Genomic DNA, 18,828 nt, shown 5'->3' on the forward strand with positions numbered 1-18,828 from the left:
CTGTCTGAGTCAGTGCACTAGTGGGGTGAGTAACGCCTACCCTACCCTCAGGCTATATCGGTGTATTCACGAGATTTCGGACTTAATTTCTGACAGATTAAGCGCTTGACGCATGAGAAAAAATGGAATTTCTCATGTCCGTGACGCAGCGGCGTCGCTCACCGGTATTCGCTTTCGATGATCCACGCGTCCTAAGCGTGATCTTGGCGATACGCGACCGCATTCTTTGATGGAATGGATCAAAATGGCCCGCCGACCCGATCCCCGACAGCATTCAATACCCTTAGAACGTAAAGACGATCCACGATATCAAGCAGCCGAGGCACTGGCGATCGATAAGTCGTGGGCTGCTTTCGTCGCCTTGCAGGACAAAATACCCAAACCGCTCCTAATCGAGGTTGTCGGCGCCGCGGTCTATGTCGGAGACATGAGCGCCCGTATCGGGAAGCGTGTGCTAAAGAGCTTGGGCATCGTTGAGCCAGCAGATCGCTCGCACGCTTGGCTTGCGGGCAAGGGGATGGCGGTAAGGCGTCGAGGAGCGCGGCCCGAGATACTAGGCGAAACCTCCGTTCGCGCATGGGCTTGCATTCACGCACGCCTTGACAATTGGGTTGGATCAAAGCCGGGCCTAGATTGGGGCCGGCTTACGCCCGAAGGTCACCGGAACCGTCTCTGCGCAATATTCGAAGACCACGACCGTGTCTCTAATACAGAGGAATATTATTCAAATTTGATTTAGTATGGTCGAAGTCCCTATAAGACAGGACTGCCGTCGCGGACGACCCCGGGGCCCGACGATGCTGAACGAGTTCTGGCACAGGGCGTGGAGCAGGCGCTCGCCTAGGGCCATGGCCTCGTCCCGGAGGCCGTGGAGGCTGCTGGGGAAGCGCGGGTAGTTGATGAGCCCGACGCGCACGCCGGCCTCCAGGCCGCCCGTGTAGACGATGTCGATGGGCTCGATGCTGACGCACGACCGCGCCTCGATGCAGTGCTCCCTGCACACCTGCCGGGCCACCGCGAGGTCGCCCGCGATGAGGATGTCGAACCTGAACGTGGGTGCCACCAGCAGCGTCATGAGACGGGCTCAGGCCTGCCTGGAGACGGGCGAACGGACCACAGGGCGACGGGCCTCGATGCGGGGATCGGTGCGTGCCAGCGTGTCGGTGACGGCCTCGGAGGCACGTCCCACCTCAGGCCCAAGGACCTGGCGCAAGGCCTCCGAGAGGCCGCCTAGTCCGGCGACGGCGAAACGGGTTCGGAGGGTCTGAAGGTTGCGCATGGCCTGCCCTGGAAGGGCGCAGGGGCGATGCGGGACCGGCCCCTGCGCGAGTGGGGCGGAAGGTTGCGACCAACGCCCGTGGCAGGAAGGTCGTGGGAGGCCGTGCATCGGCCAACACATGCGGGTGGGGCAGCGAGGCCCTGAAACGACGGAGGCCCCCGGGATCGCTCCCGAGGGCCTACCACGTGTAGTGCACGTTCCAGCGATCCAACACCGGTACGCCTAAGATAGCCCTACCCGTGGAAGGGAACAAGCGGGCAACGTCAGTAACCCTGCGACGCCCGACGATATTCCGCAGCGGCCTGCGCGGGGTCTACGGCGACCTTCCGACGTGCGTTGGGAACCCGGCCGTGGGAGCGCCTGGCGCCCGTCCTGAAGGCCTCCAGGCGGTTGCTGCGTTCCTGTTTGCGCTTGGCGAGGAACTCCTCGGGGACGTCGATGAACGTGTCGTCGGACGTAAGCGCAGACCAGCTTCCGTGGAAATCGCTCCACAGCACCAGGAACCAGCTCGACGGGCCGGTGCGGTAGTGGAAGGACGTGGCGCACAGGCGGGTGATGATCGGCCTGTCGTACAGAACCGGTTCCGAAACCTCGGTGACCCGTGCCTTGGCGGCAGGAGCCTTCACGACCGGTGCCGAAACCGCCTCCGCGACCTCCGCCTCGATCCGATCGGGAGGCATGGGGCGAGAGCCCCCGATATAGCGTCCCGAAAAGCGACCCGCCTCGAAAGCGTCCTCCGAGGCGACAGGAACGACCTCGGTCACGGTCTTAACGGGAGCGGCGTCGACCACTTCGCCGATCGCTTCCTTGCACCACGTCAGGCCCCTACCGAACGTCGCCCGCAGCGTCGCGATCGTCTCGGCCTGCGTCCTGCCCTCGGCCCGCATGGCGCGGCCCTGGCGCCCTGCCTCGGCCTTGGCCTCCGCCCGGGCGGGTTGGGGAATCGCGCCGTCCCGGATGCGCTTCTGCGCCGAACGCTGGGTCGACGTCAGGCCGATCGTGCCGGTCTGCCTGACGGCCCACATCCCGAGCCGGTCGGCCATTTCGTCGGTGATGCCCAGCCTGTTGGCGATCGTCGTCCCACGGTGATGGAAAAGCGGGTTCCAGGCATTCCCGTCATGCTCGCGGGTTTCGCCTTGGAGATGTCGGTCCTGCCGCCGTCCGAGGCTCGCCAGGCACCCCAGGGCATCGCGCACGGTCAGGCCGGCGAGCGGGGCAAGCTCGGCCGCCAAGAGCCTGATATCGCGGCCATGGGCCTGCGCGGCCGCGTTGGCCGTGAGGAACAGCCACATGTGCCTCTGGCCGACCGGGATGCGTCCGAGACCCTGCCTGTAGCGGAGAAGGTCGGCCTCCTTGCGTTCCCACGCGCCGGCCTTGGGCGAGTACGTCCACGCCTTCCGCGTGCGCGGCTCGACCGGCTCAACGTCCCCGCTACGGGACGCGACACGCTCCGCCATCCTCGCCTTAAAGGCCGCGTTCGTCAGCGGCAACACCGCATCGGCGAGAACGTCGACACGGCACCGCTGGATATCCTCGGCCCACTCGGGCCACAGCCGCCTACAGACCAAACCGCTCTCGGGGTTCACGGAACCCCAGAGCCTCAACAGGCGCGCCGAATCCTTGGTTTGCTCGTCGAGGCCGGCGTCGCGGAAGATCTTCCACATGCCACCGAGACGGGCCTCCTGCGCATCGCGATCTGCATCGGCGTATTTCCGTGCCGGGACCGTCCCGTCCTCGTTCAGGGTCGGCCCGTAGAGCGCCGACATGATCCTGTTGATCTTGGAGGCGGCCGTCCCGGGCAGCGCTTCGCAGACCCAGACGGCATGCAGCCCCCTGCCCGAGAAGCTCCAGTAGGATGCGGGCGGCAGGCCAGCCTCGGCGATCGCCGCCACGAGGATCGCCATTACCGCCTCGGGCTGCATGCCGGCGAAGGGCAGCGGATTACCGTCGCGATCGTTCTTGTAGTAGTCGAATTCCAGCCAGTGATGTCCGACGCTGGCCAGCAGCTTGGCCATCTTCCGCTTGAAGAAGCGGTTCATTGAGACGAAATGGCGCCCGCTCAGCTCGACGATGCCGAGCCGGTCGCCGGCTCGGTAGGAGCTCTCGCTGTAGGAACCGCCGGACTTGGTCGCCAAGGTGTACGCGCCGTCCGAGCCGCGCGGGTGGAGCGTGGCGATGTGCTTCAGCTTCTCGCCCAGGTTCTCGACGGCAGCAGCAGGTCGCGTCGCCGCGTAGGCGGCGTCCCGGGGGCTGAAGTTGAGAAGGACGGGCTTTCTGTTGCTGAGCATCGACCGAGCAGTTGGATCATTAAGGCGCAGGCACCACTCCGCGCTTGGTGAAAGTAAATCCTGCCGATGCACGGAACAAGGGACCACCGAGGTTTTCCTCGGTCTCGTAGCCCCTCCCCGTTGTGGTCCAGTAAGGCTTCGGGCCTTACGTCTTGGCACGCTTGGCACGCTTGGCACGCTTGGCACGACCGGACAGAACGCTTCTGTACGAATCGGGAAGCACCCGACCATCTCGTTTTAATCGCCTGTTAACCAGTATTCGCTTCTTTCGTTGCGTTGGTGCACATGACCTGCAATGTTGTCTGCTGCCGGGACTGTTAATCGTTAATGATGGAATGACTCGCCACGAGGCGGCTTATCTGACTTCTTCGGCGCATCGAGGCCGCTGGCCTCTGCGTGGAGATGAATGTGGCGAATACCTCTCAACCTGGCGAGCAGCCAATGCTCGACCTACCCCTCGATAAGGCGGCCATTGAGGCTATCGTTAGGGCGCACGTCACCGCCTGGCTCACGGAGAGCATGGGCAAGACCCTGCCGTCGTTCGTGCTGACGTACGTTCGCGTGCGCCAGTGGGGTCCGATCAAGTTCGCCGCCCGGGTCCGTCTGTTCGACGACGCGCCCGCGACGATCTACGTGCAGGGCGCGCCAAAGAGGAGGAACGGCGACATGCCGGGCATCCGCCACGACGGGCGCCCTTTCCACTTTAACGGGGGCACGTGGGCCTGGGAGCGGGCGCTGCCCGGCGAGACCAAAGCGATGGTGGCCGGGCGCCTTGGGCCCGACTTCTTCTAGCCGTCGTCGTCCTCGGCTGTGGATCGCGGCGGAACGTGAGAAGGTGGCGATGGCCTACGGGATGCACTGTGCAGGCGTTCCGTCGGAGCGGGTCCGGTTCGAGTTCTTCGGTCCGACCCTGGAACTGGAAGAGCCCATACCGGCGCTTGCGGCCTAAGGTACGGGCACCGGCCTCACCAACCGCGCGGAGGGCGGCTCGACCGCATCCCCTTCCCATCCATTAGGTGAGGTCCGCTTCCGGGCCGTCCGCATACCGGGGCGTACGACCAAGATGGGTGGCAAGCAGTCTGTCCGCTTTGGACTCAAAGAATGGCAAAGCGGACTTTCGTTTCAGAGCCACGCGGCTGGATGATTGAGTTGCACTCCGAAAAATATACGATACAATTATGTAATTACTTAAATATATATGAGTAATTTTTATACTTGGATTATATTTTTGCACTATTTTTTCTGAATTGCGTCCAATAATTGACCTTCGATAAGAAATGCTGATCCATAGTGAAAGTCTGGATCGAAGGACCGCCGCGAATTCATAGAGAGTGACGCGCTCTGTATTGCCACGAGACGTCCAGCCTCGTCGAACAGGCCTGATCCCGAACCGCCATAGCCGTCGTTGCAATCGTGGCGAGCGCGACGAATCCCGTCCTCGCTCGGCGGATCGATCTGGCGAATGCGGCAGGACTCCAGGCTCGAGGGTCCCCGGTAGTTCTCGTGGCCGCCCGGCGAGACCATCGTGACGGGTAGATCGACGACGCCCTCCCTTAGGTTGGGGGCTGTGGGCACCGCCTGCGGCGTGGCGCCGACTACCGGCTCGGCGAGGCGCAGGATCGCCCAGTCGTCCGTGATGTGCAGCGCGATGGCACCAGGAGCTGTCCCGAGGTGCAAGCTCTCGACTACGAAATCGTAGTTGCGTCCGCCGATGTGGAAGTAGCAGTCCGCGATCGCGCGGGTGACTTCCATTCGCCGATTCCGGAAATTGTGCGCGTTGAGCACCACCACGGAGGGGTCGCCGATCAGCCACGCGGCGGCGGCCTTCTGAGGCACGCCATCGGGGCGGTGGCAATAGAGGACGCCCGCCCCGGGGAAGCGCGCCACGTCGGCGCCGGTCATGTCGCGCCGGCCGTCCTGCGGATAGAGCGCGGCGAGCCGTGACCCGGCGCCTGCTGATTCCGCCCGGATCTCCGGGGCCAAGTCGGCTCCTGCCAGCCACAGCCCCCCTAGGAGCGCGGCGACGCGCCTGAACCGCCACCGCCGGCCATCCACCTCCATCGGCCTAACCTCCCGCTCCGCCCGGTTCGAGCCAGGGGATTTGCCTTTCCTGCGACGCCGCTGGGCATTCGGTCAAGCGCTGAGAAGTCGCGGAACCATCATCCCAGAGTATTGCCGAATCATCCCGACAAAAAATGTTTGATTGCGCAAAGACATTCATTCTTCGAAATGCTTATAGATGGAGGGCGAAGGAACAGTAATAAGTTCTTCATAAGACGACTAAATCTTATCGTCTTCTTATGATATGCCGGAGTCCGGCATAACTGTTCCGGAACCTTGCAACAAATAGCCACGCATGACCGCAAGGTCGAAAGACGAGGCGGCTAGGCCAGGAGACGCACGAATGAGCAAACTACTCGGTTCGGTTTCAATGCTGGCGATCGTCGCCCTCGGGCCGGTCGCCTTCGCGAGCATGGCAGCAGCCAATGACAAGCTCGTCGACCTCGCAAACAAAGACGAAAACTGGGTAATGCCCGGCAAGAACTACGACTCGGACAATTACAGCAAGCTCAAGCAGGTCAACCGCGACAACGTCAAGCAGCTGAAGCCGGCCTGGAGCTTCTCCACCGGCTTGCTCAACGGCCACGAGGGCGCGCCGGTCGTCGTCGACGGCAAAATGTACGTCCATACCTCTTTCCCGAACAACACCTTCGCGCTGGGCCTCGACGATCCAGGCCACATCCTGTGGCAGGACAAGCCGAAGCAGAACCCGGCCGCCCGCGCGGTCGCCTGCTGCGATCTCGTGAATCGTGGCCTCGCCTACTGGCCCGGCGACGGCAAGACCCCCGCGCTGATCCTCAAGACCCTGCTCGACGGCAATGTCGCCGCGCTCAACGCCGAGACCGGCGAGACTGTGTGGAAGGTCGAGAACTCCGACATCAAGGTCGGCTCGACGCTGACGATCGCGCCCTACGTCGTAAAGGATAAGGTGATCATCGGGTCATCCGGCGCCGAACTCGGCGTGCGCGGCTACCTCACCGCCTACGACGTGAAGACCGGCGCCCAGGTCTGGCGCGCCTACGCTACCGGTCCCGACCAGGATCTGCTGCTGGCCAACGACTTCAACATCAAGAATGCCCATTATGGCCAGAAGGGCCTCGGCACCGCGACCTGGGAGGGCGACGCCTGGAAGATCGGCGGCGGCACTAACTGGGGTTGGTACGCCTACGACCCGGGGACCAACCTGATCTACTTCGGCACCGGCAACCCGGCGCCGTGGAACGAGACCATGCGCCCTGGCGACAACAAGTGGACGATGACCATTTTCGGCCGCGACGCCGATACGGGTGAGGCCAAATTCGGCTATCAGAAGACCCCGCACGACGAGTGGGACTATGCCGGCGTCAACGTGATGATGCTGTCCAACCAAAAGGACAAGGACGGTAAGGACCGTAAGCTCCTGACCCATCCCGACCGCAACGGCATCGTCTACACGCTCGATCGGACCGACGGCTCGCTGGTCTCGGCCAACAAGATCGACGATACCGTCAATGTGTTCAAGTCGGTGGATCTCAAGACCGGCCAGCCGGTGCGCGATCCGGAATACGGCACTCGGATGGATCATCTCGCCAAGGACGTCTGCCCCTCGGCGATGGGCTACCACAATCAGGGCCACGACTCCTACGATCCGGAGCGCAAGGCCTTCTTCATGGGCATCAACCACATCTGCATGGATTGGGAGCCCTTCATGCTGCCCTATCGCGCGGGTCAGTTCTTTGTCGGTGCTACGCTGAACATGTACCCCGGCCCGAAGGGCGATCGGCAGAACTACGAGGGTCTTGGCCAGATTAAGAGCTACAACGCCATAACCGGCGCGTTCCAGTGGGAGAAGATGGAGCGCTTCGCGGTTTGGGGTGGTACGATGGCCACGGCCGGAGATCTTGTGTTTTACGGAACGCTCGACGGCTACATCAAGGCGCGCAACTCCGATAACGGCGACCTCCTCTGGAAGTTCAAGCTGCCGTCGGGTGCGATCGGCTACCCGATCACGTATTCGCACAAGGGTGATCAGTACGTCGCCATCTATTACGGCGTCGGCGGCTGGCCGGGCGTGGGCCTGGTGTTCGACCTGCAGGATCCGACTGCCGGCCTCGGCGCGGTGGGCGCCTTCAAGAAACTCGCCAACTACACCCAGATGGGCGGCGGCGTGATGGTGTTCTCGCTGAACGGCAAGGGCCCCTACGACGATCCGAACGTCGGCGAGTACCAGCAGGCCGCCAAGCAATAAGACCGACCGACATCCCCGCCGGCCACGCGCCGGCGGGGACCTTCGAACGAAGTTCGACGACGCGGATGACGGGCACGCCATGCACCGTCCGCACGATCCCAAGAAACGCAGCCGACCACGGGGACGAACGCCCATGCCGCGCAACAGCGGACGACTTTTCGCGATCCATTCCGCCGCCTTCCTGGCGTTGGCCACCCTCTCGGCGGTACCGGTCTCGGCCCAGGAATCCGAGGCGCAGGCGATCCAGTCGGAGCCTGGCAAGGCACCGGCCGCCTTGCCGGCCGACCCCTCGATCCTGCGGGTCTGCGCCTCCGAGAGCCAGCCGCCGCTCTCGATGAAGGACGGCTCGGGTCTCGAGAACAGGATCGCCGCCGCCGTCGCCGAGGGCATGGGGCGCAAAGCCCAGTTCGTGTGGTTTGCGAAGCCCGCGATCTATCTGGTCCGCGACGGGCTGGACAAGAAGCTCTGCGACGTCGTCGTCGGCCTCGATACCGGCGATCCGCGGGTGCTCGGCACCAAGCCTTATTACCGCTCGGGCTACGTCTTCGTGACGCGCTCCGACAAGGACCTCGACGTGAAGTCCTGGGCCGATCCGCGCCTGAAATCCGTCGATCACATGGTGGTCGCGTTCGGCACGCCCGGCGAGGCTATGCTCAAGGATATCGGCCGCTACGAGGAAGACATGGCCTACCTCTACTCGCTGGTGAACTTCCGCGCGCCGCGCAACCAGTACACCCAGATCGATCCGGGCCGGATGGTCAGCGAGGTCGTGAGCGGCAAGGCCGACGTGGCGGTCGCCTTCGCCCCCGAGGTTGCACGCTACGTGAAGGCCTCGTCCACGCCGCTCCGCATGACGCCGGTGCCCGACGACACCGTGCGCAGCGACGGGCAGAGGATGCCGCAGAGCTTCGACCAGTCGATGGGCGTGCGCCGTGACGATGCGGCCCTGCAGCAGGCCCTCGATGCCGGGATCGCCAAGGCCCGTCCGCAGATCGAGGCGATCCTCAAGCAGGACGGCGTGCCGGTCTCCCCGGTCTCGAACTGAAGTCCCGTCAACCGAAGGTTCCGGGTTCGGCCTCGCCCGAACGGGACATGCGTGAAGTGGTCAGAGTACACCGATGAAGACAAGAAACGGCATTTTGGCTGCGGTCCTCGGTCTCGCGACGGTGACGGTGGGTCTCTCCGTGCTGGCACAACCGGCGGCCGGGCCGCAGAGCGGCTTCGTGTTCCGCAACACCGTCACGGGGGAGCAGCTCGACACCTCGCAGGGCAAGGAGGGCGGCCGCGACACGCAGGCCGTGAAGACGTTCTTCGAGACCGGCAAGAACATCTACATCGACGACAAGTCGTGCCTGCGCAACGGCGAGAGCCTCTTTTCGACCTCGTGCTCCGGCTGCCATGGGCATCTGGCCGAGGGCAAGCTCGGCCCGGGCCTCAACGACAATTACTGGACCTATCCGTCGAACACCGAGGATACCGGGCTGTTCGCTACGATCTTCGGCGGCGCCAACGGCATGATGGGGCCGCACAACGAGAACCTGACCCCCGACGACATGCTGCAGGTGATCACTTGGGTCCGGCACCTCTACACCGGTCCGGTCAAGGATGCGGTCTGGCTCAACGACGAGCAGAAGAAGAATTACACGCCCTACAAGCAGGGCGAAGTCATTCCCAAGGACGCCAAGGGCCAGTGCAAGCCGCTGGAAGACTGAGGCGCCATTCGGGATCGATTGTCGTGCCTCGAAGCGCGGCGAGACGCGGCGGCCCCGCCGACGTTCGACAAGACGGAGGAAACCATCATGCGGATGTTCATCGTTGCGGCGGTCCTCGCCGTGGGTACGGCCGGCATGGCCCTGCCGGCGCAGGCCTATGACGGGACCAAGTGCAAGGCCGCCGGCAATTGCTGGGAGCCCAAGCCCGGCTTCCCCGACAAGATCGCAGGCTCGAAATACGACCCGAAGCACGATCCGAAGGAACTGAGCAAGCAGGCCGATTCCATCAAGCAGATGGAGGAGCGCAACAAGCGCCGGGTCGAGAACGCCAAGAAAACCGGCAAGTTCGAATACGACGTGACCAAGATCTCGGCGAACTGATCGCTTTGGACGACATAGGGCCGTCCGGATTTCCGGGCGGCCGATCACGAAAAGCGCGACACGGTTCAGGGCCCTGGATGAATACGCTCCGCACCGGCGATGCGATGCTCACCGACTGGCGGGATTCCGCCGCCCGCTTCGAAGCCGAGGTCGGCCGGGCGGTGATCGGGCAGGCGCGCGCCGTCCGGCTGATCACCATCGCGATCTTCGCCCGCGGTCACGTGCTGCTGGAGGGTGATGTCGGCGTCGGCAAGACGACCCTGTTGCGGGCCGCCGCGCGCGCCCTCGGGGGCGCCTACGAGCGCGTCGAGGGCACCGTCGACATGATGCCCTCCGACCTCATCTACCACACCTATCTCGCCGATGACGGCCGCCCGCGGGTCGAGCCCGGCCCGGTGTTGCGCCGCTCCGACGACCTGTCGATCTTCTTCTTTAACGAGATCAATCGTGCCCGGCCGCAGGTCCACGCGCTGTTGCTGCGCCTGATGGCCGAAGGCAGTGTCCGGGCCTTCGAGCGCGACTACCGATTCCCGCATCTCCAGGTCTTCGCTGACCGCAATCGCGTCGAGCGGGAGGAGACCTTCGAGCTGCCCGCCGCCGCCCGCGACCGCTTCTTCATGGAGATCGGGCTCGAAGCGCCGCGCGAGGCGAGCGTGCGGCGCGACCTCGTGTTCGAGCCGCGCTTCCACGACACCGACGCGCTGGTCTCGGGCCTTGCCGAGGGCGTGCTCGACCATGCCGCAATCGGCGGCGTGGCCCGCGCGATCCAGCACGGCATCCAAGCCTCGCCGGAGATCGAGGCCTACGTCGTCGCCCTTTGGGAGGCGCTGGTGCGGCCGGCCGAGGCCGGCATCCGGCTGCCGGGCCTCGACATGGACGCCCTCGTCCAGGGCGGCGCCTCGCCCCGCGGCGTTGCGTTCCTCGTGCGCGCCGCCCGCGTCCGCGCTTGGCTCGAAGGCCGGGACTGGCTGGTGCCCGAGGACATCCGCGACGTGTTCCAGCCGGTGATGGCCCACCGTGTCTTCCTCGAACCGGTCTACGAGATGCGGCGGGAGATTATCGTCCCGGCGCTGTGCCGGGCGGTGTTCGAGACGGTGGCGGCGCCGTGAGCGATTTCCCCGCCGACGTCGTCTACCGTCCCCGCGGACGGGCGCGCGGCCTGCGGCCCGGCGCCCATCGCGGCCGGGACACCGGAGGCCTCGGTACCTTCCGCGATCAGGTGCCGTTCCTGCGCCTGCCGGATGCGCGCCGCATCGACCTGCGCGCTTCGCTCCGCGATCCGTTCGAGAACACCTGGGTCCGCCAATTCGAGACCCGCACCGCCGTCGAGGTCTGGGTGCTCGTCGATCTCTCCGCCTCGATGCGTTTCCGCGGCTCCGGCACCCGCATGAATCTCGCACTCGATCTCTGCCGCGGGCTCGCGGCCTCGGCCACCCGCATCAGCGACGGATTCGGCCTGATCGCGGCTGACGAGACGGTGCGCGACGACTTGATCCTCTCAGCCACCCGCCGGCCGGGGCAGGCCCTCGACGCCGTTGCGAAACTCGCCGAGGCCGAGCCGCGCGGCCGGAGCGCCGAGGGCCTACTGGAGGGCGCCCGTCGACTCGCCGGCCGCCCGAAGCTCGTCTTCGTGGTTTCCGATTTTCGCTGGCCGGAGGCCGCGATCGCGGCTCTTTTCGAGGCGCTGGCCTTCCACGACGTGGTGCCGGTATTGCTCGCCGATTCCGCCGAAGACGCGGCGCTGCCCGCCTGGGGCCTGCTCGAACTCGACGATCTCGAAGGCGCCGGGCGCCGGGTGGTGTTCATGCGTCCCGCACTCCGTCGGCGTTGGCGCGAGCGCGAGCAGACGCGCCTCGCCGCGCTCGCCCGCATCAGCGGCGCTTACGGCCGCCCACCCTTTCGCCTCGAAGATCGCTTCGACGCCGAGGCGCTGAGCCGCCACTTGCTGGCGACGTGAGCATGCGCCTTCGCCTCGACTTTCGGCTCTGCCTCGCGCTGGCCGTGCTCCTTCCCGCCGCCGCCGCTGCGCAGGTGCGCGCGATCGAGGTGCGCAGCCCCCGCGCCTTCGGCTACTTCCTCGGCGACCTCGTGCAGGCGCAGGTCGATCTCGTGGTCGATGCCGGATTCTCGGTGCAGCCGGCTTCGCTTCCCCAGCCTGGCCCGCTGGCCTACTGGCTCGACCTCCGCCGCGTCGCCCTGAACGAGACCGCGCTCGCGGACGGGGGCAGGCGCATCCGCCTCAATCTGACCTACCAGAACTTCTACGCCGCCCTTGATGCGCGCCCGCTGGAGATCCCGGGATTCGCCGTCACGCTGGCGAACGAGACCGCGCAAGGCCTCACCACCGCGCAGGCCGTGGTGCCGGGATGGTCCTTCACAATCTCGCCCCTGCGCGAGGTGCAGCCCACCCGCCAGGACGATCCCGCCGACTACATGCGCCCGGACGGCGCGAGCGGAGCCATCGACGCCCGGCCGATGCTGCTGGCCTCCGGCGGCTTCGCGGCGGCGACCTTGGCGACGCTAGCCATCCTCGCCCGCGACCGGGCGTGGCCGCCATTCCGGCCGCGCCGCGTGCGCAGCTTCGCGGTGGCGCGGCGGAAGCTGCGCCGCCTGAAGGCGGGCGTCGGCACGGGCGCGGCCGCGGATGCCGCCTATCGCGACGGCCTGCTCGCGCTCCATCGCGGCATTGATACCACCGACGGGCGCCGGGTGCTCGCCGACGACCTGTCGGCCTTCCTCGCCCGCCATCCGGCACTCGCCCCCCAGGCCGCCCGGCTGGAGGCGTTCTTCGCCGCCTCGCGCCTCGCCTTCTTCGGTCGCGACACCGCGGGTGCCCGCACGCTCGTGTCCTTCGCGGCCCTCGACGACACCCTGTGCCGGCTCGCGGCCGACGAGCGGAGGGCCTGACATGCACCAGTCACTCGTCGACACCGCCGCCCGCTACGGTTTCGCGATGCCCCTCGTGCTGTGGCTGCTGCCGCTGGCGCTACTGCCTCTCATGGTCTCGGGCCAGCGCCGCAGCGCGGTCCCGGCCCTGTCGGCGGCGCCCCTCGACGGCCCGTCCCGCATGATCGCCACCGCCCTGACGCTCGCCGGCATCCTTGCGCTTGCCGGACTCGTGACGGCGCTCGCCGGCCCGTATCGCCGTGGGGAGACGGTGACCCGCATCGGCATCGGCGCACAGGTCTCGATGCTGATCGACCGCTCGGGCAGCATGAACGAGACTTTCGCCGGTCGGCAGCCTTCGGGCGGGGAGGAATCCAAGGCCGCGGCCTCGCGGCGCCTGCTCGGCGAATTCGTCGGCTCCCGCGCTCACGACCAGTTCGCGGTGGCTGCCTTCTCCACCGCGCCGATGCTGGTGCTGCCGATGACCGACCGGCACGACGCCGTGCGCGCCGCGATCCGCGCTATCGACCGACCGGGCCTCGACTACACCAACGTCGCGCGCGGGCTCGGCATGGCGCTGTCGCAGTTCGGGCCGGAATCCGGCACGATCTCGCGCGTGGTCCTGCTGGTCTCGGACGGGGCGGCGGTGATCGACCCGAAGATCCAGGCGCAGCTCCGCGCCGAATTCGCCCGCATCCGCCCGAATCTCTACTGGCTGTTCCTGCGCACCGAGGACTCTCCGTCGATCCTCGACCGGCCGGCCGGGGAGGACACGCCGCAGGCGGCCCCCGAGCGCCACCTCGACCTGTTCTTCAAGAGCCTCGGCGTGCCCTACCGCGCCTTCGAGGCGGAGGGGCCGGAAGCCGTGGCCGAGGCGATCCGACAGATCGAGGGCCTCGAGCGCGAACCGATCCCCTATGCCGAGACCCGCCCGCGCAAGGATCTTTCGGGGTTCGCCTACACTGCCGCCGGCCTCGGCATCGCGCTGCTGGTGCTCGCCAAGCTCGCGGAGGCAGACCTGCGCCGGGCACCCGCGCCTCCGGCCGCTGCCGCGGTCGAGGCACTTCGGAGGCTCGCCGCATGAGAAGTGTCGCGTTGCAGGCCGTCCGTCCCGCCCGTTGGACCGACGCCCTGTCCGGCCTCTGGCGCCGCCTCCGGCCGGGCCTGCTCGTCGCCCTGCCGGTAGTGCTGGGGCTTGCGGCTTCGGGGTTCGCCTGGGCCGCGTGGCGCGCCGCCTCGGCCGACCGCGACCGCGTCGCGCTGGAAGCTGGCCGTGAGGTCGCCGTCGGGCCTGATGCGCCGCCGCGGCTGATCCTGGCCAAGGCGCGGTTCTTCGCCACCCGCGACCGTACCGAGGAGGCCGAGGCCTTGGTCGAGGCTCTGGAACGCGCCGGCAGCCTGGAGGCGGCGCGTGGGCGCTATTGGCTCGCCAACGCGCGCCTACGCCAAGCCTTCGCGCGACTGGCCCGCGGCGATCTGGATCCGGCCGGCCCCCTCGTCACCCTCGCACGAGCCGATTACCGCCGGGCGCTGACGGCGCAGCCCGGCTTCTGGGACGCCAAGTACAATCTCGACGTCGCCTCGCGGCTGCTGCGCGACTTCCCGGAGATCGAGCGCCAGGGCGGCGACGATCTGAAGGCCGAGCCGAAGAAGATCTGGACCGAGATTCCCGGCCAGCCGCGAGGTGCCCCGTGAACGCGCATCTGGCCCGGAACCTGCGCGATCCGCGCTTCTCCGCGTTTGCCGGAGCCCTCGTACTCACGGTGCTGACCCTCGTCGTCCCGCCGCTGGCGCTCACCCGAGACGGCGTGGCGATGCTCGCCGTCCTCGACATCACCGGCAGCATGACGGTCCGCGATGACAAGGCCGCCGACGGGTCGCCCGCGAGCCGCCTCGACACTGCCAAGGCGTCGCTCCGCTCAGCAATCGCCGGCCTGCCCTGCGGCTCGCGGGTGGCGCTCGGCTTGTTCACCGAGCGGCGGACCTTCCTGCTGTTCGAGCCGATCGAGGTCTGCGCCGATTTCGCGCCGCTCGACGGGGCGATCGCGGCCATCGACTGGCGCATGGCCTGGGAGGCCGACAGCCGCATCGCGGCGGGGCTGCACCGGGCGATCGCGACCGCTGCCGATCTCGGCACCGACCTCGTCTTCCTCACCGACGGGCAGGAGGCGCCGCCGCTGCCCGCCGGCGGCGGCCCGGCCTTCGAGGGCAAGCCGGGCGCCGTGCGCGGCCTGATCGCCGGCGTCGGCGGCTATGGCCTATCTCCGATCCCGAAGTTCAACGACCGCGGGCGCGAGATCGGCTTCTACGGTGCCGGCGACGTGCAGCAGGAGAACCGCTTCGGTCCGCCGCCGGCCGATGCCGAGAGCCGCGAGGGCTACAACCCGCGCAACGCCCCCTTCGGCGCCAACGCGGCCACCGGCGAGGAGCACCTCTCCTCCGTGCGCGAACCGTATCTCAAGCGCCTCGCGGGCGAGACTGGGCTCGCCTACGCCCATCTCGACGGGCCGGCCAGCCTCGCCGCCCCGCTCATGGCGGTCGCGACCCCGCGCCCGTTGCCGGGCCGGCTCGATCCGAAACCGCTCCTCGGGGCCGGCGCCCTCGCTTTGCTGCTCGCGGCCTTCGCAGGTCCCACCCTCCGCCGAGCCCTCGTCCGGCCCGCCCGGCTTCGTCCCCACTGGAACACGACATCATGATGCGTCACGCCCTCGCCCCCGCCCTGCTTGCACTCGTTGCGACGCAGGCGCTCGCCCACGGCCCGACGCCGCAGAAGGTCAACCAGTCGATCACCATCGCGGCCAAGCCCGAGGCGGTTTGGAAGGTGGCCGGCGATTTCGGGAAGATCGCCGGTTGGAACCCGGCTCTGAAGGCGAGCGAGGGCGTCGCCGGCGGCAAGCCCGGCGAGGCCGAGGGCAAGCGGACGCTGACCTTTCCCAACGGCGCCAGGTTGGTCGAGTCGCTGGACGAATGGAACGGCAGCGCCTTCAAGTATTCCTACCGGATGTCCGATCCCGAGGTGAAAGCGCTCCCGGTCTCGTCCTACTCGGCGACGCTGAGCGTCGCGCCCGAGGGTGAAGGCGCGAAGGTGACGTGGAGCGGCCGGTTCTACCGCGGCGACACCGGCAACGAGCCGCCCGACGACCTCTCGGACGCGGCCGGCCGCACGGCGATGGATGCCTTCTTCGCCGCCGGCCTGAAAGGCCTGAAAGCGAAGGTCGAGCCGGGCGCCGGGCATTGAGGCATCCCACGCACGCGGCCTTCGCCGCCCTTTCCGTGGCGCTCGCGCTCTCGGCCTGCGGCGATGGGGTGGACGGGTCCGGCGCGGAGCCGGCCGTGGTCGCGCGGACCAACGCGGTCGACGTGCCGATCTGGCTCTCGCAGACCGAGGCGATGGATCCGGCCCGCTGGATCGCAAGCCGCGAGGCCGGGACGCTGCTGCCCGAGGCCGACCCGCGCAGCGCCCGGCTGCGCGCGAGCCTCGCCCGTGCGAGAAGCGCCTTTATCGAGGATCCGCGCATGATCGCGAATCGCACCGTGCAGCTCGGCCAGATGCTCGCCGCGGCGGAAATGCCCCAGGACTATGCCGATCTGGTCGATGGTTTTTCCGGCATCGCCGGCGCGAGCCATCGCCGGCAGCTCTACGGCGAGATGTGCCAGCACTATTTCAACACCCGGCAGCAAGGCCTGGATGCGCCGACCGCGTTGGCGCGGCTGACGGAAAGCTACGGCGCACAGGGTGGCGCGGCGCGGGCGGAACCGGCCGGGTCGCCGCAATGACGAACGAGGTTCTCGTCGTCGACGACCATCCCGTGGTGCTTCGGGGTTTCCGCACGCTGATGGAGTCGGCCTGCATCGGCACGGTGCACGAGGCGTCCGACGTGGTCAGCGCCTATCGGTTCTTCCACCGTCACAGGCCGGCGACCGTGGTCTGCGACCTCACCTTTCGCGAGAGCGGGCTCGCCGGCCTGTCGCTGATCCGGCGGATCCGTGCGCTGGAACATCACGCGCGCATCCTTGCGTTCAGCATGCATGCCGATCCGGTGATCGTCGCCCGCGCCCTGGAGAGTGGGGCGCTCGGATACGTGCGCAAGGACGTGCCGAGCGCCACCTTCCTCGACGCCTTCGCGGCGGTCCACGCGGGCTATGGCTATCTCGAACACGACCTCGCCACGGCGGTGGCGATGCTGACGACGGCCGCGCGACGCTCGCCCTTGGCCGATCTCAACGCCCGTGAATTACAGATCCTGTCGCTCCTGAGCCGGGGCCGTTCGTATCAGGATGTCGCCGACACGCTGTCGGTGAGCTACCGTACGGTGATCGGCGCCTGCTCCAACCTCCGGCGCAAGCTCGGCGTCCGATCGCTCGCGGAACTTCTCCGGGTCGCGATCGCGCAGGGCGTGACGGACCTCCGCTGATAAGGGTACTGCAGTTCGCCTACTACCGGAAGCGATACCGCGCCGGGACTTGGCTAGCCGCCGCCCGAAACAATGGGGAACGACTGCAGATCTTCTCGACGTTCCTGCAAGTGCTGCTCCGACCGCATCCCAAATTTCTCAACGAAATCGGTGAAGTTCTGCTTTTGGGGATGATTCTGTTTGTTGGTTATGACGAGGTTGTTCGGGATCCGCCCGTCCGCTCTTCGACCGAGGTGGGTGGTTTGCCACCGGTCTGCCCAACAGAAGCAATGCCTAGAAATCGGACGTTCGGCGGGATGGCGACGGGGGGGCGCACCTACTACTGATGCTCGGACGAATATAACGCAAATTCGAAAGTAAAGATTTACTTTTATGTCAGATTACGATCTTTTGATTGGTGCGCTATTGATTTGCATAACGCAGTCTTGCCCTATATCCAAAATATTAGCATGTCTAGCTTAATTTTTCCGCAGGAACTAAATCCTTTATCGTAGATCGCATATAGAAATTTCCAAGGTAAATACCAATGGATTCTGGACATCCATATCGACTTACCGTAAATCAGATTTTACATGGAGATAAGCCGTCGATGCTCAGGTTTATGATTGCCTTATTAACTTTTTTTGTCTTTGCGACTGACCTTGCTTGGGCACGCTTGAAGATGGACGATCTCGCCTCGCTGTGGCCGCGGGCCACGATGACCGACAAGATCGACTTCACCAACCGCATGGGAAAGGCGATGACGACGCTCTCGCCAGAGCTGACCCGCGAGTATTTTATGCGTTGCCTTGAGGAGACGGCCAATACAGGCGACACTCGAAGCTTAACCTTGAGCGATATGGTTCGCACCTGCTTGTCGCTGCATGCGCAACCATCCAGCGATTAACCATAGCAGTCGCCGTTGGGCATTATTCCCGTTGGCGCGGATCATAACCGGCCTATTCGCGGGTGCTGCAACGCTTGTAGTCCTGGGAGGCGTCATGTTCATGCAGCTGAGCGCGCCCCGGATCGCGGCAGCGCCCCCGCCGGAGGCGGTTGGGGCTCCGCGGGTTGCGGGACCAACACTCTTCTGCGCCTTCACCAACTTTGCTGACCGCACGCCTCTGGTGGGCTTCCACTATAGGATCATAGGTGAGCGTAGCCCACCCAGTTACGCGCTGGTCTTCCAGCGGGAGCAGGACGGTTCACAGGCCGAGTTCGGTGACCAAGGCGTGCCGTCGCCGGAAAGGGCGTTCGACGGCACGGAAGAGCCGGCCGTGATTCGGGCCCCGGAGGACGGGATGCGGATCAAGCTCTATGGTTACAAAGCCAATCGGCGGGGCACTCACTGGTTCGAGGCGGGCCTCCGCAGCGTCCGCTATAAGAACCTGGGCGGCCGTTGCCGGCTCAGCGCGTGAGCGCGATCGCGCCGTCTGCGATGCGGCTTGCGCGCGTTTCAACCCGGCTTTTGGCCGTGCTAGCGCTTGCCGCCGGGGTTGCTCTTGCGCAAGGCGCCGTGGCAGACGGCGAGGCGCCCGACCTTGAAACCAGCCGCGCCGCCACCGCGGCGATCGGGCGGCGGCTCGGCAGCGCCGACGCA

Annotated in this window: 19 protein-coding genes; 16 read left to right on the top strand and 3 right to left on the bottom strand. The window is 66.3% G+C overall.

The genetic code is table 11. The features are described from left to right. Positions 1-724: 724 nt before the first annotated feature. Both MFF13_RS24015 and MFF13_RS24020 read right to left on the bottom strand, forming a co-directional pair. Positions 725-1,075, bottom strand: a complete 351-nt coding sequence (locus MFF13_RS24015) for a hypothetical protein (RefSeq protein WP_238273122.1) — start codon at positions 1,073-1,075, stop codon at positions 725-727. A 467-nt stretch (positions 1,076-1,542) separates the two neighbouring features. Continuing rightward, positions 1,543-3,567 carry a bifunctional DNA primase/polymerase gene (locus tag MFF13_RS24020; RefSeq protein WP_238273123.1) on the bottom strand — a complete coding sequence of 675 codons (2,025 nt, stop codon included), beginning with the start codon at positions 3,565-3,567 and terminating at the stop codon, positions 1,543-1,545. 519 nt (positions 3,568-4,086) lie between these two features. Between MFF13_RS24020 and MFF13_RS24025 the strand changes: the two genes are divergently transcribed. Then, positions 4,087-4,359, top strand: a complete 273-nt coding sequence (locus MFF13_RS24025) for a hypothetical protein (RefSeq protein WP_238273124.1) — start codon at positions 4,087-4,089, stop codon at positions 4,357-4,359. Between the two features lie 441 nt (positions 4,360-4,800). On the opposite strand, the gene MFF13_RS24030 is transcribed toward MFF13_RS24025, so the two are convergent. After that, positions 4,801-5,628 (bottom strand): trypsin-like peptidase domain-containing protein, encoded by an 828-nt coding sequence (locus MFF13_RS24030; protein ID WP_147763059.1) that lies wholly within the window; start codon positions 5,626-5,628, stop codon positions 4,801-4,803. Positions 5,629-5,971: 343 nt separating this feature from the next. Here MFF13_RS24030 and MFF13_RS24035 point away from each other — a divergent pair, with 343 nt between their 5' ends. From MFF13_RS24035 to MFF13_RS24105, 15 genes are all read left to right on the top strand, one after another. Then, a complete protein-coding gene (locus MFF13_RS24035) occupies positions 5,972-7,855 on the top strand; it encodes a methanol/ethanol family PQQ-dependent dehydrogenase (protein WP_147763058.1) in 1,884 nt (627 codons plus the stop codon). A gap of 133 nt (positions 7,856-7,988) precedes the next feature. Then, entirely contained in the window at positions 7,989-8,900 is a 912-nt protein-coding gene (gene moxJ, locus MFF13_RS24040) for a methanol oxidation system protein MoxJ (RefSeq protein WP_147763057.1), read from the top strand. 73 nt (positions 8,901-8,973) lie between these two features. Further along, on the top strand, positions 8,974-9,567 hold the full coding sequence (gene moxG, locus MFF13_RS24045) for a cytochrome c(L), periplasmic (protein ID WP_147812789.1): 594 nt from the start codon (positions 8,974-8,976) through the stop codon (positions 9,565-9,567). Positions 9,568-9,654: 87 nt separating this feature from the next. Continuing rightward, a complete protein-coding gene (locus MFF13_RS24050) occupies positions 9,655-9,948 on the top strand; it encodes a methanol dehydrogenase [cytochrome c] subunit (RefSeq protein ID WP_147763055.1) in 294 nt (97 codons plus the stop codon). A 77-nt stretch (positions 9,949-10,025) separates the two neighbouring features. Beyond that, positions 10,026-11,057 carry an AAA family ATPase gene (locus tag MFF13_RS24055; RefSeq protein WP_147763054.1) on the top strand — a complete coding sequence of 344 codons (1,032 nt, stop codon included), beginning with the start codon at positions 10,026-10,028 and terminating at the stop codon, positions 11,055-11,057. Next, positions 11,054-11,905: a DUF58 domain-containing protein gene (locus MFF13_RS24060; protein WP_147763053.1), complete on the top strand. Its 852-nt coding sequence runs from the start codon at positions 11,054-11,056 to the stop codon at positions 11,903-11,905. The genes MFF13_RS24055 and MFF13_RS24060 overlap by 4 nt, the downstream gene beginning before the upstream one ends. 2 nt (positions 11,906-11,907) lie before the next feature. Next, positions 11,908-12,855: a nonribosomal peptide synthetase MxaA gene (locus tag MFF13_RS24065; RefSeq protein WP_238273126.1), complete on the top strand. Its 948-nt coding sequence runs from the start codon at positions 11,908-11,910 to the stop codon at positions 12,853-12,855. A 1-nt stretch (position 12,856) separates the two neighbouring features. Further along, entirely contained in the window at positions 12,857-13,918 is a 1,062-nt protein-coding gene (locus tag MFF13_RS24070; RefSeq protein ID WP_238273127.1) for a vWA domain-containing protein, read from the top strand. Continuing rightward, on the top strand, positions 13,915-14,529 hold the full coding sequence (locus MFF13_RS24075; RefSeq protein WP_147815740.1) for an MxaK protein: 615 nt from the start codon (positions 13,915-13,917) through the stop codon (positions 14,527-14,529). Before MFF13_RS24070 ends, MFF13_RS24075 begins: the two co-directional genes overlap by 4 nt. Further along, entirely contained in the window at positions 14,526-15,530 is a 1,005-nt protein-coding gene (locus tag MFF13_RS24080; protein ID WP_147763049.1) for a vWA domain-containing protein, read from the top strand. The genes MFF13_RS24075 and MFF13_RS24080 overlap by 4 nt, the downstream gene beginning before the upstream one ends. Further along, positions 15,530-16,072 carry an SRPBCC family protein gene (locus MFF13_RS24085; protein WP_147814313.1) on the top strand — a complete coding sequence of 181 codons (543 nt, stop codon included), beginning with the start codon at positions 15,530-15,532 and terminating at the stop codon, positions 16,070-16,072. Before MFF13_RS24080 ends, MFF13_RS24085 begins: the two co-directional genes overlap by 1 nt. A 35-nt stretch (positions 16,073-16,107) precedes the next feature. Continuing rightward, on the top strand, positions 16,108-16,611 hold the full coding sequence (locus MFF13_RS24090; protein WP_238273128.1) for a hypothetical protein: 504 nt from the start codon (positions 16,108-16,110) through the stop codon (positions 16,609-16,611). Continuing rightward, on the top strand, positions 16,608-17,249 hold the full coding sequence (locus MFF13_RS24095; RefSeq protein ID WP_147763048.1) for a response regulator transcription factor: 642 nt from the start codon (positions 16,608-16,610) through the stop codon (positions 17,247-17,249). The genes MFF13_RS24090 and MFF13_RS24095 overlap by 4 nt, the downstream gene beginning before the upstream one ends. Positions 17,250-17,838: 589 nt before the next feature. Beyond that, the gene (locus MFF13_RS24100) at positions 17,839-18,135 is read left to right on the top strand and encodes a hypothetical protein (protein ID WP_238273129.1); all 297 of its coding nucleotides are present in this window, start codon (positions 17,839-17,841) and stop codon (positions 18,133-18,135) included. A gap of 94 nt (positions 18,136-18,229) precedes the next feature. Next, positions 18,230-18,646, top strand: a complete 417-nt coding sequence (locus MFF13_RS24105) for a hypothetical protein (RefSeq protein ID WP_147763047.1) — start codon at positions 18,230-18,232, stop codon at positions 18,644-18,646. Positions 18,647-18,828 lie beyond the last annotated feature (182 nt).

The sequence above is a fragment of the Methylobacterium cerastii genome (genome assembly GCF_022179125.1).
Classification (GTDB): domain Bacteria; phylum Pseudomonadota; class Alphaproteobacteria; order Rhizobiales; family Beijerinckiaceae; genus Methylobacterium; species Methylobacterium cerastii.

Bases quoted from the DNA above. Each gene is read 5' to 3' on its own strand.
- MFF13_RS24035 (WP_147763058.1), top strand. From the start codon at position 5,972: ATGAGCAAACTACTCGGTTCGGTTTCAATGCTGGCGATCGTCGCCCTC.
- MFF13_RS24070 (WP_238273127.1), top strand. From the start codon at position 12,857: ATGCACCAGTCACTCGTCGACACCGCCGCCCGCTACGGTTTCGCGATG.
- MFF13_RS24085 (WP_147814313.1), top strand. From the start codon at position 15,530: ATGCGTCACGCCCTCGCCCCCGCCCTGCTTGCACTCGTTGCGACGCAG.
- MFF13_RS24075 (WP_147815740.1), top strand. From the start codon at position 13,915: ATGAGAAGTGTCGCGTTGCAGGCCGTCCGTCCCGCCCGTTGGACCGAC.
- MFF13_RS24025 (WP_238273124.1), top strand. From the start codon at position 4,087: ATGGGCAAGACCCTGCCGTCGTTCGTGCTGACGTACGTTCGCGTGCGC.
- MFF13_RS24095 (WP_147763048.1), top strand. From the start codon at position 16,608: ATGACGAACGAGGTTCTCGTCGTCGACGACCATCCCGTGGTGCTTCGG.
- MFF13_RS24050 (WP_147763055.1), top strand. From the start codon at position 9,655: ATGCGGATGTTCATCGTTGCGGCGGTCCTCGCCGTGGGTACGGCCGGC.
- MFF13_RS24055 (WP_147763054.1), top strand. From the start codon at position 10,026: ATGAATACGCTCCGCACCGGCGATGCGATGCTCACCGACTGGCGGGAT.
- MFF13_RS24015 (WP_238273122.1), bottom strand. From the start codon at position 1,075: ATGACGCTGCTGGTGGCACCCACGTTCAGGTTCGACATCCTCATCGCG.
- MFF13_RS24100 (WP_238273129.1), top strand. From the start codon at position 17,839: ATGCTCAGGTTTATGATTGCCTTATTAACTTTTTTTGTCTTTGCGACT.
- MFF13_RS24030 (WP_147763059.1), bottom strand. From the start codon at position 5,628: ATGGAGGTGGATGGCCGGCGGTGGCGGTTCAGGCGCGTCGCCGCGCTC.
- MFF13_RS24105 (WP_147763047.1), top strand. From the start codon at position 18,230: ATGTTCATGCAGCTGAGCGCGCCCCGGATCGCGGCAGCGCCCCCGCCG.
- moxJ (WP_147763057.1), top strand. From the start codon at position 7,989: ATGCCGCGCAACAGCGGACGACTTTTCGCGATCCATTCCGCCGCCTTC.
- moxG (WP_147812789.1), top strand. From the start codon at position 8,974: ATGAAGACAAGAAACGGCATTTTGGCTGCGGTCCTCGGTCTCGCGACG.
- MFF13_RS24020 (WP_238273123.1), bottom strand. From the start codon at position 3,567: ATGCTCAGCAACAGAAAGCCCGTCCTTCTCAACTTCAGCCCCCGGGAC.
- MFF13_RS24065 (WP_238273126.1), top strand. From the start codon at position 11,908: ATGCGCCTTCGCCTCGACTTTCGGCTCTGCCTCGCGCTGGCCGTGCTC.